At 32.0% G+C, this 15151-nt stretch carries 10 protein-coding genes; 7 read left to right on the forward strand and 3 right to left on the reverse strand.

Translation table 11 applies throughout. From position 1 onward, the window contains the following. The first annotated feature begins 77 nt into the window (after nucleotides 1-77). The 4 genes from Q0820_RS00440 to Q0820_RS00455 all read left to right on the forward strand — a co-directional run bounded on the left by Q0820_RS00440 (nucleotide 78) and on the right by Q0820_RS00455 (nucleotide 8433). Nucleotides 78-6137 (forward strand): MG2 domain-containing protein, encoded by a 6060-nt coding sequence (locus Q0820_RS00440; RefSeq protein WP_298484239.1) that lies wholly within the window; start codon nucleotides 78-80, stop codon nucleotides 6135-6137. A 113-nt stretch (nucleotides 6138-6250) separates the two neighbouring features. Then, nucleotides 6251-6970: a carboxypeptidase-like regulatory domain-containing protein gene (locus Q0820_RS00445; RefSeq protein WP_298484240.1), complete on the forward strand. Its 720-nt coding sequence runs from the start codon at nucleotides 6251-6253 to the stop codon at nucleotides 6968-6970. Continuing rightward, nucleotides 6970-7980 carry a transglutaminase domain-containing protein gene (locus Q0820_RS00450; RefSeq protein ID WP_298484241.1) on the forward strand — a complete coding sequence of 337 codons (1011 nt, stop codon included), beginning with the start codon at nucleotides 6970-6972 and terminating at the stop codon, nucleotides 7978-7980. The genes Q0820_RS00445 and Q0820_RS00450 overlap by 1 nt, the downstream gene beginning before the upstream one ends. A 78-nt stretch (nucleotides 7981-8058) precedes the next feature. Next, nucleotides 8059-8433 (forward strand): DoxX family membrane protein, encoded by a 375-nt coding sequence (locus Q0820_RS00455; RefSeq protein ID WP_298484242.1) that lies wholly within the window; start codon nucleotides 8059-8061, stop codon nucleotides 8431-8433. A gap of 53 nt (nucleotides 8434-8486) precedes the next feature. On the opposite strand, the gene Q0820_RS00460 is transcribed toward Q0820_RS00455, so the two are convergent. The 3 genes from Q0820_RS00460 to Q0820_RS00470 form a co-directional block, all read right to left on the reverse strand. Next, nucleotides 8487-9017: a DUF4136 domain-containing protein gene (locus Q0820_RS00460; protein WP_298484243.1), complete on the reverse strand. Its 531-nt coding sequence runs from the start codon at nucleotides 9015-9017 to the stop codon at nucleotides 8487-8489. A gap of 66 nt (nucleotides 9018-9083) precedes the next feature. Continuing rightward, complete coding sequence (gene obgE / locus Q0820_RS00465; RefSeq protein WP_298484244.1) at nucleotides 9084-10085, reverse strand: GTPase ObgE; 1002 nt, start codon at nucleotides 10083-10085, stop codon at nucleotides 9084-9086. 26 nt (nucleotides 10086-10111) lie between these two features. Next, complete coding sequence (locus Q0820_RS00470) at nucleotides 10112-11224, reverse strand: adenylate kinase (protein WP_298484245.1); 1113 nt, start codon at nucleotides 11222-11224, stop codon at nucleotides 10112-10114. A gap of 116 nt (nucleotides 11225-11340) precedes the next feature. On the opposite strand from Q0820_RS00470, the gene Q0820_RS00475 reads away from it, so the two are divergent. The 3 genes from Q0820_RS00475 to Q0820_RS00485 all read left to right on the forward strand — a co-directional run bounded on the left by Q0820_RS00475 (nucleotide 11341) and on the right by Q0820_RS00485 (nucleotide 15120). After that, the gene (locus tag Q0820_RS00475) at nucleotides 11341-12495 is read left to right on the forward strand and encodes a 5-(carboxyamino)imidazole ribonucleotide synthase (protein ID WP_298484246.1); all 1155 of its coding nucleotides are present in this window, start codon (nucleotides 11341-11343) and stop codon (nucleotides 12493-12495) included. A 4-nt stretch (nucleotides 12496-12499) separates the two neighbouring features. Then, nucleotides 12500-12985, forward strand: coding sequence for a 5-(carboxyamino)imidazole ribonucleotide mutase (purE, locus tag Q0820_RS00480; protein WP_298484247.1), 486 nt, complete (start codon nucleotides 12500-12502; stop codon nucleotides 12983-12985). 119 nt (nucleotides 12986-13104) lie between these two features. Beyond that, nucleotides 13105-15120: a M3 family metallopeptidase gene (locus Q0820_RS00485; protein WP_298484248.1), complete on the forward strand. Its 2016-nt coding sequence runs from the start codon at nucleotides 13105-13107 to the stop codon at nucleotides 15118-15120. The last annotated feature ends 31 nt before the right edge of the window (nucleotides 15121-15151 follow it).

Consider the following 15151-nt stretch of genomic DNA (forward strand, 5'->3'; position numbering starts at 1 on the left):
CTCAAAAAGCTACTAGACTCATTTAATCTTGCTAAGATTATTACTAAGGTTCATATTTGTTACGTAAATTTATATAGATGAAAAATACCATAACAATACTTACTATAATTTTCTTTGCACAAATGATGCAATCTCAAAAAAACAATAGCTCTTTTGATGTTTTATGGCAAAAAGTAGAGCAATTAGAGAGTGAGTCACTGACAAAATCGGCTTTAGAGGTAGTAAAAACTATTTCTAAGAAGGCGAATAAAGAAAATAACACTTCGCAAAAAATTAAAGCGCTTTTATATTCTTCTAAATATGCAATGACTTTAGAGGAAGATGCACAACTAAAAATTATAGCCAACTTTAATACGCAGATTAAAGAAGCATCTTTCCCTACTAAAAACATTTTAGAAAGCTATTTAGCTAATCTTTATTGGCAATATTTTCAACAAAACAGGTACCAATTTTATAATAGAACAAATACAGAAAGTAAAGTAAATAGTAAGGATTTTAGAACTTGGGATTTAACTACTTTATTTCATGAAATAAACCTTCATTTTTCTAATTCCCTATCTAATACTAAAAAATTACAAGAATCCCCAATTTCAGAGTATTCTGCCATCTTAAATAAACAAAAAAAATCTGATTTATTTAGACCTACTTTGTTTGACGTTTTAGCACATACTGCATTAGATTTTTATAAGTCTAATGAAACTAGTATCACAAGACCTGCAGATAAATTTGAAATTAACAAGGATAATTATTTATGTGATGCATCAATATTTATCCATGAAAAAATAGATACCAAAGACAAAACCTCTTTAGAGTATAGAGCACTCGAAATATACCAAGAACTACTAAGCTTCCATGCAAAAGATAAAACTCTAGATGCTTTTGTTCCTGTAGATATAGACCGATTAAAGTTTGTACACAACAATGCTGTAGTGCAAGATAAAGATTTAAAATACCTACACACTCTTCAAAACAGTGCAGAAAGTTATAAAAAAGATAAAGTTTCTGCGCTTTATAATTATGAAATAGCAAGCCTGTATCAACAATTAGGAGCTTTATATTCCCCAACTGGAGAAACTAAAAATCAATGGAAATTAAAAGAGGCTTTAGAATTATGCGAGCAAACCATTTCTAGCTTTCCTAAAAGTTACGGAGCAGATAAATGTCGTGCCTTAAAATCCACAATTTTAGGTAAAAGCATGCAAATAACAACCGAGAATTATTTACCCATAAATACGGCTTCTAAATTGTTGGTTTCTTATAAAAATTATGAAAATTTAGCGCTTTCCGCTATTAAAATAAATACTTCTCAGTTACAAAAACTTAACAAAATATATCCTGAAAAAAAACAGCTAGATTTTATTAAGACTTTAAAAACATATAAACAATGGGATGCAAAACTTACAGATAAAGAGGATTACCAAACACATACTACAGAAATTTTACTACCAGAATTAGAAAAAGGGTTTTATTTACTTTTAGCAGAATCTAAAGATGATAAGGTTTCTTTTGCTTATAGCCCTGTACAAATTACCAATTTAGCACTTGTAGAAACTAAAACTCCAACGGAATACAAATACCAAATTATTAATAGAGTAAATGGGAAACCACAAGCAAATACTAGTGTAAAGTTTACCTATAACTTAAATTATCGTGATGCAATTAAGACCAAAAACGTACTAACTAACTCGCAAGGTTTTGCTACTATTCCTCTTGGCAAAGAAACATGGACGAATGTTAGTATCGAAGCCAAAAACTCCAGTGACAAAGCTTTTTTTGGAGAATTTTATATAAATCAAAAATATGATGAACACACTCCTAAAACCACAAACTCTTGTTTTCTTTTTACAGACCGTAGTATATACAGACCTGGGCAACCTTTGTATTTTAAATGTATTGCCGTACAAAAAGAAGGAAAACAATCTAGGTTACTTACAAATACTAAAATAAGCGTTACACTCAGAGACGCTAATTACCAAGAGGTTAAAAAAATAGATTATGTAACCAATGAGTATGGCTCTTTTTCTGGAGAATTTATACTCCCAAGTAACGGGCTTACAGGTAATTTTTCTATGTATGTAACTTCTTCTAATATCGCTATAAATGGTACTACAAATTTCTCTGTAGAAGAATATAAAAGGCCAAAATTTGAAACATCCTTTAATCCCATTAAAGAAACTTACAAGGTTAATGATAGTATTAAAGTAACAGGAAAAGCTGTTGCTTTTGCAGGTAGTACTATTACCAATGCAAAAGTTAGTTACAGGGTAAAAAGAGTTGTTTATTTTCCTAGATGGTATTACTGGAGTTATAGACCTTATAGAAATATAGAACCTCAAGAAATTGCTCATGGAGAAGTAACTACAAATGATAGTGGTTTGTATGATATTACCTTTAAAGCCATTCCAGACAACACATTAAACAAAAAAGACTTACCTACATTTAGCTATGAAATTACCGCCGATGTTACTGATGTTAATGGTGAAACCCACAGCACTTCTACAATAGTACAAGTAGGTTACCATAGTATAACAGCTACCATTAACATTCCAAATGTTTTAGATAAAGAAAAGAAGGACAATACACTACAAGTTTACATTCAAAATCTTAATGGTTCTGCAGTTCCTGCAAAAGGGTCTGTTAAAATATATAAGCTAAACGCTCCAAAATTTGTTCTTAGGCAAAGACCATGGAATGCTCCAGATTACAAAGCATGGAGTAAAGAGGAATTTAAAAAACTTTTCCCTAATGAAAGTTATGCAAACGAACATGACCCACAAACTTGGGAAAAAGGAAAAATGGTTTGGCAAAGTAATTTTAACACCAAAGAAACTAGTGAATTAACTCTGGGAAAAATTAAGGATTGGGAATCTGGAAAATACCGTATAGAGCTAGAAACTAAGGACAAATTTGGCAATCTTGTAAAAGATATTTCGCAAACTACACTAGTTAGTGAAAATGACAAAACTTTAGCCGATAATCAACTTTTTCATATTAAAACAGATAAATCTTCTTATAAAGTTGGTGATAAAGTAAAACTAAGCTTATTCTCTAATGTTAAAGATTTAGAAGTAACATTATTCATTGAAAAAGATAGAAAAATTGTTGACACTCAAATTCTACATATAAGTGGCACTAGTAAAACTATTAGTATTCCGGTTAATAAAAAAGACTTAGGAGGTTTCTCTATTGGATATAGCTTTGCTGCATATAACTCTTTTATAAGTAGCAGTATAGCTATTGCAATTCCATATCCTAAAAAAGATTTAGAAATAGAAACTTTAACCTTTAGAGATAAATTACAACCAGGTGCAGAAGAAACATGGGCATTTAAAATTAAAGGAGCTAAAGGAGAAAAAGTATCGGCAGAATTACTTGCGAGTATGTATGATGCTTCTTTAAATACTTTTAGAGGACACAATTGGTACTTTAGCCCTAATGCACAACCTTACTACTATTCGCAATGTTCTACAAACGGGTATACCAGTTTTAGACAACACTATTTTACAGCCTATAACTTATATAATAATGAATATAATTATACAAACCAATATTACGATACTTTTCAATGGTTTGGATTACAATTTGGATATGCATATTATGGCAGAAGTAGAAGGATGATGAAAAGTAGTGCTCCTATGGCTTCTATGGATATGATGGAAGATTCTGAAGAAGTTGCCGAAATTGCTATGGAAGATTCTGAAGCTAAATTGGAAGAAAGAGTTGTAGTTGGTTATAGCTCTCAAAAAAAGAAAGAGGTAACAAAAGACAAAAAACCATTAGAAGATAAATCTAAAGAAAAAACGCCTGTAAAAATCCGTACTAATTTACAGGAAACTGCCTTTTTCTTTCCGCATTTAAAAACTGATAAAGAAGGGAACGTTACTTTTAGTTTTACTACACCAGAAGCATTAACAAAATGGAAACTTCAATTATTAGCGCATACAAAAAATGCAGAGAGCACTACTACAAGTATGCAAACCGTTACCCAAAAAGAACTTATGGTAGTACCTAATGCACCACGCTTTTTAAGAGAAGGAGATGCAATAGTTATTAGTAGTAAAATTGCAAACCTAACAAATAAAAAACTGTCTGGAATGGCAGAATTAAAACTTATAGATGTTATTACAGGAAAACCTATTTCTGATAAATTAATAGCAACAAAAACAGAACTTCCTTTTACGGTAGACTCTGTAAATAACACCCAAGTTTCTTGGAAATTACTTATTCCAGAAGGTATACAAGGGGTACAATATACGGTAATCGCAAAAGCTGCTAATTTTAGTGATGGAGAGCAAAATGTACTTCCTGTTTTAAGCAATAGAATGTTGGTTACAGAAACTCTACCTATGTGGGTTCGTAGTAACCAAAGCAAAACATTTACTTTAGAAAAACTTAAAGACAACACTTCAACCTCTTTAACGCATCATAAACTTAGTTTAGAAATTACAAGCAACCCTGCTTGGTATGCAGTACAGGCACTTCCCTATTTAATGGAATATCCTTATGAATGTAACGAACAGACTTTCTCTAGATATTACGCAAATACATTAGCAAGCCATATTGCAAATAATAACCCAAGAATTCAAGAAGTATTTAAACAGTGGACTAATTCTGATGCTTTGGTTAGTAATTTAGAGAAGAACCAAGAATTAAAATCGCTTTTAATACAAGAAACCCCTTGGCTAAGAGATGCACAGTCCGAAACAGAACAGAAAAAAAGAATTGCATTATTGTTTAATCTAAACAAAATGCAAAATGAACAAGCTTCTGCCCTATTAAAACTACAAAAAAACCAAATGTCTTCTGGTGCATGGTCTTGGTTTAAAGGTGGTAGAGAAAATCGTTTTATTACGCAACATATTATTTCTGGCTTAGGTCATTTAAAACAATTAAATGTTACCAATAACAAGAAAGAAATAAATACTATACTAAAAAAAGCAATAGCCTATTTAGACAAACAGTTTGTGAAAGAGTATGAGTACATGAAAAAACATACTTCTAACATAAATGACAACCACTTAACCAGTACGCAAATTCATTACTTGTATATGCGAAGCTTTTTCATGGAGTATAAAACATCAAAAAAAGTAACCGAAATAACCAATTACTATCTTGGGCAAACTAAGAAATATTGGAAAGCGAATAGTTTGTATAGAAAAGGAATGTTAGCATTAATTAGTCACAGAGCTAAAGATGCTACTACAGCTTCTAAAATTCTAAGGTCGTTAAAAGAGAATAGTATTACTTCGGAGGAACTAGGAATGTATTGGAAAGAGAACACCAATTCTTGGTATTGGTACCAAGCTCCTATTGAAACGCAAGCATTACTTATAGAAGCTTTTTCTGAGATAGAGAATGATATAACTACTGTTGATAATCTTAAAATTTGGTTACTTAAAAACAAACAAACCAACCAATGGAAAACCACTAAGGCAACTACAGAAGCGGTATATGCATTAGTATTACAAGGAAGTGATTGGCTTTCTGTTTCTGAAACCGTAGATGTTTTAATTGGAGGAAATAAAATAGCTCCAGAAAAGCTAAAAAATGTAAAAACTGAAGCGGGAACTGGCTATTACAAAACCACATGGAATGCTAACGAAATAGACACAAGTTTAGGGGAAGTTAATATTTCTAAAAAAGGAAATGGTATTGCTTGGGGAGCCTTATACTGGCAATATTTTGAAGACTTGGATAAAATTACCTCCGCAGAAACGCCATTACAATTAAAGAAAAAATTATTTCTAAAAAAGAATACAGATACAGGAGAACAACTTTCTGAAATTAATTCTAAATCTACTGTAAAAGTAGGCGACTTAGTTCGAATTCGTATAGAATTAAAAGTAGACAGAACCATGCAATATATTCATATGAAAGATATGCGTGCCGCAGGTTTTGAACCCATAAATGTATTCTCGCAATATAAATGGCAAGATGGTTTAGGGTATTATGAAGCTACTAAAGATGCAAGCACTAATTTCTTTTTTGATTATTTACCTAAAGGAGTTTATGTTTTTGAGTATGATGTACGTGTAAATAATGCTGGAGATTTTAGCAATGGTATAACTACCATACAAAGTATGTATGCTCCAGAATTTAGTAGTCATAGCGAAGGAGTAAGAGTTAGTGTAAAATAGATAACTAACTGAAATGATGCTTTTACGTATAAATTATAGTCATACACTAAATGCTAGTTTTTAAAGTACTTTTTGGGGTATAGATTAGAGGTATAATCTAAAACCAAAGTAATATGAAAAATGATAGTAACATTACCATTAAAAAAGCATGTAAAGAAAATTTTAATACCTTTAATAAAACAGAACTTGGTGGTTATTGTAACTCCTGTGAAAAAGAAGTAATAAATTTTACAACGATGACACAGGAAGAAATAAACAATTATTTTTTAGTACCAAAGCCAAATACTTGTGGGCGTTTTAAATCGTCTCAATTACAAACTAAAAACTATAATACAATGCGTACATCTTTCTCCAAAGGAATTGCAACCACGGGTTTTTCTTTACTTGCATTATGTGCTATTTCTAACGTAAATGCTCAAGAAATAGCAAGTTTAGAACCTATATTTAAAACAGAAATATCTAACACTAAACAAAGTAATGTTTCTATAAATACAGTTTCTCAATATACAGTAAAAGGTACTGTACTCGATGAAGAGAACATTCCGCTACCTGGTGTTAATGTGGTTTTAAAAGGCACAAAACAAGGAACGGTAACAGATTTAGACGGTAATTTTGAATTCCCGAATAAACTTGACATTAATGATGTTTTAGTTTTTAGTTATATAGGGTACGATACTAAAGAATATAAAATACAAGAAAGCACTTCTGACACTATAAATATTACCATAAACTTTACAAATACAGATGTTGAGCTTATGGGAGAAATACAAGTAGGTGGTGTGTATAAATCCAAGAAAAATATCTTTCAAAAATTTGTTGGTCTATTTAAATAATGAAATATACTACAATACTTTTTCTATTCACCTTTATAGTTTCTTTTGGACAACGAAGCGATTTTAAACAAATTAGTTTTAAAAAAGCCGATAGCATTGCCCATAATTATAAAGGTGAAAGTTTAAAAAACTTACCACTACTCACCCAAAATTTAACTTCTAATCTAGATACTGATGTTGAAAAATTTAGAGCTATCTATACCTGGGTTTGTATAAATATAGAAAACGACTACTCTTCCTATTTAAGGACAAAAAAGAATAGAAACAAAATAAAAAAAGACAGAGAAGCTTTCTTAAAATGGAACTCTAGTTTTACTCCTAAGGTTTTTAAAAAACTACTAAACCAAAAGAAAACTGCCTGTACAGGTTATGCCTATTTAATAAAAGAACTTGCTAGTTTGGTAGATTTAGAATGTAAAATCATAAATGGTTATGGTCGTACAGCTAACTTAAATATAGATAAAAATAGTCTCCCAAATCATTCTTGGAATGTAGTAAAACTTAATGGCAAATGGTATTTATGCGATGCAACCTGGTCAGCCGGAAAAGTCTTATTAGAAGAAGGAGAACCTAAATTTAAAGCAGATTACTTTGATGGGTATTTTTTAGGAGAGCCTTCTATATTTATTAAAAATCATTATCCGTTAGATTTAGATTGGACTTTAATGAGTAATGTTCCCTCTTATGCTCAATTTATTAACGGACCTATAGTTTATAAGGAAGCTTTCACAAATGATGTTATTCCTATTTCACCAGAAGTTATGCATATAGAAAGTCAAAAAAACAAAACAGTTCGTTTTGAACTTTTACAAACTAAACCATTCACAAATGAGGAAATAGCTTTGGTTATTATTAACGGCAGTGGCTCTAAAACTAGTACACCAGAAACTGTACTAATTAAAAATAAATGCATTCTAACGCATACATTTAATAAAACAGGACATTATGATGTTCACATTAAAGTTGATGAATTAATAATTGCAACCTATACAGTGAAAACTCGTAAGTAGTCGAAAACACAATAATCTTATAAAATTTAAAGAAAAATATTACGTACTTTTAGTGTTCAACAACTAAAACCAAGTAGTATGAATTCAAAATTATTTCTAGTATTACGTATTCTTTATGGGCTTTTTCTTTTATTTTTTGGGCTTAACAAGTTTTTTGATTTTATAATATTTGTGCCTGAAACAGAAAATGCCGTAAATTATTTAGAAGCCCTAGAGGTTACTAAAACTATGCATATGGTAGCTATTATTGAAATTATTGCGGGTCTATCCTTACTTTTAAACAAATTTGGTGCATTACTTATGGTTATTCTAATGAGTATATCAGTAAATGCAGTTTTATACCACGGAACATTAGAACCAACAACTATAGCTGGTTCCATAATTCTAATCGTATTTAATGTTATAATGCTTTATGGGTACAAAGACCAGTACACTGGTTTGCTTAAGGCATAAATTTTAAAAAACGGAATCGTCCAAAAAAAGGCTTTAAGTAATTGAAGCCTTTTTTATTTCTTCTTTATTTTAGGCGGATATTTATCTAGCACTTTATTTACAATAACTTGTAAATGCAATTCCCTTTGTTCAGGTGTTTGGTTTTCTTTGTAAGTATCGGCACCTATAGCTTGCCAAAAAAGCACATCCTTTTTAGTATCTACAAAATCAAAAGTTATTTCTCTTTTCATTTTGGGTTGCCCTACAGGAATACCTACAGATACGCCACCGCCAATAGAGGTACCAGTACCACCTACCCCAACACCAACCGTATTTCCATTTGCGGTTTGGTATATTTTGCTTTCAATATTTATATAAAAATCTGGTTCTTCAGACAAAAGCATTCCTTTGCTTTGCATGGCAATATCTAAGGCTTTTAGTAATCTTTTAGTATCTAAATCGCTTAAGCCCGTTTCTATGTCTGAAAAATAATTATAGGTAGTGTAGCTTGTAAAATCTGTAGTCTTCTCATAATCATACTGCACACGTACGGCGTTACAAGAAAATAAAACAAGAACAAAAAGTAAAGAAAATAACTTTTTCATAGTACATGCTTTTTATAAATGTACATAAAAAAGAGTGCGAAAATCTACATAAATAGATTTTTTCGATTAAACGTTAAGCATATTCCAAAGTTTATCTTTTAACTCTGTAATGCCTAATTGCGCTACCGAAGAGATAAACATATAAGGAACTCCTTTAAGGTCTTTATCTAGCTCAACCTTCATTTCTGCAATAAGTTCTTCATCTAACATATCGCTTTTAGATATTGCAATAAGTCTTTCTTTATCTAATAATTCTGGATTATATCTACGTAATTCATCTAAAAGAATTTGATACTCCTTACCAATATCTTTACTATCTGCCGGTATTAAAAATAACAAAGTAGAATTACGTTCTATATGTCTTAAAAAATAATGTCCTAATCCTTTTCCTTCCGCAGCTCCTTCTATAATACCAGGAATATCTGCCATTACAAAGCTCTGAAAATCTCTATATTGAACTATCCCTAAATTAGGTTTTAGGGTAGTAAACTCATAGTCTGCAATTTTAGGTTTTGCAGAGGTTATTACAGATAGTAAAGTAGATTTCCCTGCATTAGGAAAACCTACTAAACCTACATCTGCTAATACTTTTAATTCTAATATAAAATCTCTTTCCTCTCCTTCCATACCAGGTTGCGCATACCTAGGTGTTTGGTTCGTAGAAGATTTAAAGTGCCAATTTCCACGGCCTCCCATGCCTCCTTTTAAGATTATTATTTCTTGACCATCAGAAGTTACTTCATTTAGTATTTCTTCTGTTTCCGGGTCTTTAACAATAGTTCCTAATGGCACATCTAAATACACATCTTTACCATCTGCTCCAGTACTTCTACTTTTTGCACCATGTTCTCCATGAGTAGCTTTAAAATGTTTTTTAAACTTATAAGTTACTAGTGTCCAAAGGTTTTTATTCCCTCTAAGAATAACATGACCACCACGGCCACCGTCTCCCCCATCTGGACCACCTTTTGTTATGTACTTTTCTCTATGTAAGTGTACAGAGCCTTTACCTCCGTTACCAGAAGTTAAAAACACTCTTACATAATCCACAAAATTCCCCTCCGTCATACGTACAAATTCTTATTGCTGTTATTCTACAAACTATCTATAACGCCTGCTAAACGTTCTGTGATTTCAGTAATACTACCAATACCGTTTACACTATAGAATTTATTTTGTTCTTCATAAAATTCTTTAAGAGGAGCAGTTTTTAAATTATACTCTTCAAAACGATTACGAATTTTGTTTTCGTCCTGATCATCCGAACGGCCACTAACTTTCCCTCTTTCTAATAATCTTTGAATAAGTACCTCATCATTAGCCTCTAATGCAACCGTAGCGTTTATAGCCATATCTTTAGATTCTAAAAAAGCATCTAAAGCTTCTGCTTGTGCTGTAGTTCTAGGAAAACCATCAAAAATAAAACCTGCAACTTCTGGATTTTTTTCCACCTCAGCCTGTAACATGTTAATAGTAACCTCATCAGGAACCAACTCTCCTTTATCTATATAAGATTTTGCCAATGTTCCTAATTCGGTACCATTCTTGATATTAAATCTAAAGACATCTCCTGTAGAAATGTGTTTTAAATTATATTTTTCTTTTAAAAATTCGGCCTGAGTGCCCTTCCCAGCTCCTGGTTTTCCAAATAGGACAAGATTAATCATAGTGGTTTGGTTTAATTGATATACTTCTTTTAAGTTTCTACCTTGTTCGTTATAATCTAAGCCATAGCCTACAATAAATTTATCTGGAATATCTAATCCAAAATAATCTATAGGGTATTCCCCTCTGTAAACGCTAGATTTATAAAATAAAGTAGCTATTTTAAATTCTTTCACATTTGTTCTACTAAACAAATGAATAAGTTCTTTTAAGGTTCTTCCAGTATCTATTATATCTTCTAATATAATTACACTTCTACCTTCAATATTTTCTGGTAAGTCTAATAACGTTTCAACTATCCCTGTGGAGGTTAAGCCTTGGTAAGAGCTTAATTTCACAAACGATACCTCACATGGAAAATCATAGGCTTTTAAAAAATCGGAAACAAACATAAAAGACCCATTTAATACGCCTACAAAAATTGGATTCTGATCTTTATAATCCGCAGCAATTTTATCTGCAACACTTTTTACCGCTGCAAGAATTTGCGCTTCACTTAAAAAAGGTTTAAAGGTTTTATCCTGAAGTTTTATTAGTCCCATAACTTTACTAAGTTGGCAAAGATAACATTTTGAGGGTGGTTTTTAGATTTTATAGAATTGGTTTCTAAGATTTAGCTGTATTTTTGTTATTATTTTTACTAAAGTAGCGTATAAACATGAGTTATTTTTCTTCAGATTTTAAATTAGGTATTCTTGGTGGCGGCCAACTTGGCAAAATGATGCTGTATGAAACCCGAAAATTTGACATACAAACTAAAGTATTAGAAGCATCTGAAGATGCACCTTCTAAAATTGCTTGTAATGAATTTGTTTTAGGGAATTTATTAGATTTTGATGCCGTTTATAATTTTGGAAAAAGTGTAGATGTACTTACTATAGAGATTGAAAATGTAAACACCAAAGCTTTAGAAAAATTAGAAGACGAAGGAGTAAAAGTATATCCGCCAACAAAAGCCTTACGTATTATTCAAAATAAAGCTACTCAAAAATTATTTTATACAGATAATAACATTCCTACTGCTGCATTCTCCCGTTTTGCATATACTAGCGAAATAGAAGACAGCATTGAAAATGGCGGATTACAATTTCCTTTTGTATGGAAATGTGCCCAATTTGGGTATGATGGGCAAGGGGTAAAAGTGGTTCGTAAGGTAGAAGATTTAAAAGGTTTACCAAATGTAGAATGTATTGCAGAAGAAATGGTTCCTTTTAAAAATGAATTATCTGTAATAGTTGCCCGTAGCGCATCTGGTGAGGTAGTTACCTATCCTGTGGTAGAAATGGAGTTTCATCCAGAAGCTAACCAAGTGGAATATGTAATTTGCCCGGCAAGAATTAATGAAGATGTAGCAAAAAAAGCACAGGAAATAGCGCTAAAAGTTTCTAATAAAATACAGCAAGTTGGTTTACTAGCTGTAGAAATGTTTCAGACAGAAGATGACCAAATTTTAGTAAATGAGGTTGCTCCAAGACCACACAACAGTGGACACCAAACTATAGAAGCCAGTTACACCAATCAATTTGAACAACATATAAGAGCTATCTTAGATTTACCTTTAGGAAGTACTGAAAATAAAGTAGCCGGTATTATGGTAAACCTAGTTGGTGCCGAAGGCTATACTGGTGATGTTATTTATGAGAATATAGAACAAATTCTTAAATTAGAAGGTGTTACCCCGCATATTTATGGTAAAAAACAAACAAGACCTTTTCGTAAAATGGGACATGTTACCATAGTAAATAAAGATATTATAAAGGCAAGAGAAATTGCACAACAAGTAAAAGAAACAATAAAAGTTATAAGCAAATAAAGATATGAGCAAAGTAGCAGTAGTAATGGGAAGCACAAGCGACCTACCAGTAATGCAAGATGCAATAGATATTTTAAAAGGTTTTGATATTAAAGTAGATGTAGACATAGTTTCTGCACACCGAACTCCAGAAAAATTATTTGATTTTAGTAAAAACGCCCATACTAACGGCTATACTGTAATTATTGCAGGTGCTGGTGGTGCAGCGCATTTACCCGGAATGGTAGCTTCTATGTCACCGCTACCAGTAATTGGTGTTCCTGTTAAAAGTAGCAACTCTATAGATGGTTGGGATTCTGTTTTATCTATTCTACAAATGCCTGGTGGTGTTCCTGTAGCAACGGTTGCCTTAAATGGCGCAAAAAATGCTGGTATTTTGGCAGCTCAAATTATTGGCGCTAGTGACAAATGTGTTTTAGATAAAATTATTCTTTACAAAGAAGGTTTAAAACAAAAAGTGATTGATGGAGCTAAAGCAATTAGCAATTAGCAATTAGCAATTAGCAATTAGCAATTAGCAATTAGCAATTAGCAATTAGCAATTAGCAATTAGCAAAACTAAAAAATAGACTTTGTGCTTGCTCTTAATCTTTTAAATTTTAAAAAAAAATGAATCCACTTTTATCTCCTTTTGATACTGCTCCTTTCTCTACTATAGAAAACGAACATTTTAAACCTGCTTTTTTACAGGCAATGAAAGATGCTAGAGCAGAGATTGATGCTATTACAAAAAATACAGAATCTCCGAGTTTTGAAAATACTATTGAAGCTTTAGAATTTTCTGGACAGCAATTGGACCGAATTTCATCTGTGTTTTTTAATCTAAACTCCGCAGAAACTAATGAAGAAATTCAGAAAATAGCGCAAGAAATATCTCCTTTACTTTCTGAGTTTGGGAACGATATTACACTTAACAAAGATTTATTTCTTAGAGTTAAAGCGGTTTATGACCAAAAAGATTCCTTAACACTAAATACAGAGCAACAAACTTTATTAGACAAAAGATATAAAGCTTTTAGCCGTAATGGTGCTAACCTGCCTGAAGATAAAAAAACAAGACTAAGAGAAATTGATGCTGCACTTGCAAAACTAAAATTACAGTTTGGCGAGAATATTTTAGCCGAAACCAATAAGTACCAAAAACATCTTACTAACGAAGCTGATTTGGATGGACTCCCAGAAGGAGCAAAAGAGGCTGCTGCGCAATTAGCAAAATCTAAAGATTTAGATGGCTGGTTAATTACCTTAGATTACCCAAGCTATATTCCTTTTATGAAGTATGCTAGTAACCGCGAACTACGTAAAGAACTTACTCTGGCTTTTGGCAGCAAAGGTTTTAAAGGAGATAATTTAGATAACCAAGAAAATGTACTGCAAATAGCAAATCTAAGGCATGAGCGTGCTAATCTTTTAGGCTATAAAACCCATGCACATTTTGTTTTAGAAGAGCGTATGGCAGAAACGCCAGAAAAAGTTCAAGCATTTTTAAATGAGATACTGGAAAAAGCAAAACCTGCTGCAGAACGTGAGTTTAAACAATTAGAAGATTTTGCAAAGGATTTAGATGGTATAGAGCAGTTACAGAAATGGGATGGCTCTTATTATTCTGAAAAATTAAAGCAAAAACTTTTTAATCTAGATGATGAAATTTTAAAACCATACTTTAAATTAGAAAACGTAATTGATGGTGTTTTTAAAGTGTCTGAAAAACTTTTTGGGCTACAATTTGAAGAGGTTTTTGATATTGATAAATACCATGAAGAAGTAAAAACATATAAAGTATACGATGCAGAAAAGAATTTTATTTCTCTTTTCTATGCAGATTTTCACCCAAGAGCAGGAAAACGTGGTGGTGCTTGGATGACTTCATTTAAGTCGCAATACAAAAGAGGAGAAGAAAATGTGCGTCCGCATATATCTAACGTATGTAACTTTACCAAACCCACTAAAAGCAAACCTTCTTTACTAACGTTTAATGAAGTTACTACCCTTTTTCATGAGTTTGGGCACGGATTACATGGTATGCTCGCAAATACAACCTATCCTAGCTTATCTGGGACTTCGGTGTATTGGGATTTTGTAGAACTACCAAGTCAGGTTTTAGAAAACTGGTGTTATGAAAAAGAAGCTCTTGAGCTTTTTGCTACACATTATGAAACGGGAGAATTAATACCTATGGAATTGGTTCAAAAAATAAAAGAATCTGCCACCTTCCAAGAAGGTATGGCAACGCTACGCCAATTAAGTTTTGGATTGTTAGATATGTCTTGGCATGGTGCAGACCCAACAAATATTACAAATGTAAAAGCACATGAAACAAAAGCGTTTACAGGAACAAATTTATACCCAGAAACAAAAGAAACGTGTATGAGTACTGCTTTTGCTCATATTTTTCAAGGAGGGTATTCTTCTGGGTATTATAGTTACAAATGGGCAGAGGTTTTAGATGCTGATGCTTTTGCATATTTTAAAGAAAAAGGAATATTTAATAAAGAGGTTGCAACAAAGTTTAAAGACAACGTACTCTCCCAAGGCGGAACAGAGAACCCTATGGTTTTATACAAACGTTTTAGAGGCGCAGAACCTAAAGTAGAGGCTTTATTAGAGCGTGCTGGTTTGTTATAACCGTCTACTAAAAATAAAAAAAGCTCCACTA

This window comes from uncultured Maribacter sp. (assembly GCF_947495965.1).
In the GTDB taxonomy this organism is placed as follows: Bacteria; Bacteroidota; Bacteroidia; order Flavobacteriales; family Flavobacteriaceae; genus Maribacter_B.

What these genes read in the sequence shown, in the direction of transcription:
- Q0820_RS00440 (WP_298484239.1), top strand. Translation starts at nt 78, where the DNA reads ATGAAAAATACCATAACAATACTTACTATAATTTTCTTTGCACAAATG.
- Q0820_RS00445 (WP_298484240.1), top strand. Translation starts at nt 6,251, where the DNA reads ATGAAAAATGATAGTAACATTACCATTAAAAAAGCATGTAAAGAAAAT.
- Q0820_RS00450 (WP_298484241.1), top strand. Translation starts at nt 6,970, where the DNA reads ATGAAATATACTACAATACTTTTTCTATTCACCTTTATAGTTTCTTTT.
- Q0820_RS00455 (WP_298484242.1), top strand. Translation starts at nt 8,059, where the DNA reads ATGAATTCAAAATTATTTCTAGTATTACGTATTCTTTATGGGCTTTTT.
- Q0820_RS00460 (WP_298484243.1), bottom strand. Translation starts at nt 9,017, where the DNA reads ATGAAAAAGTTATTTTCTTTACTTTTTGTTCTTGTTTTATTTTCTTGT.
- obgE (WP_298484244.1), bottom strand. Translation starts at nt 10,085, where the DNA reads ATGACGGAGGGGAATTTTGTGGATTATGTAAGAGTGTTTTTAACTTCT.
- Q0820_RS00470 (WP_298484245.1), bottom strand. Translation starts at nt 11,224, where the DNA reads ATGGGACTAATAAAACTTCAGGATAAAACCTTTAAACCTTTTTTAAGT.
- Q0820_RS00475 (WP_298484246.1), top strand. Translation starts at nt 11,341, where the DNA reads ATGAGTTATTTTTCTTCAGATTTTAAATTAGGTATTCTTGGTGGCGGC.
- purE (WP_298484247.1), top strand. Translation starts at nt 12,500, where the DNA reads ATGAGCAAAGTAGCAGTAGTAATGGGAAGCACAAGCGACCTACCAGTA.
- Q0820_RS00485 (WP_298484248.1), top strand. Translation starts at nt 13,105, where the DNA reads ATGAATCCACTTTTATCTCCTTTTGATACTGCTCCTTTCTCTACTATA.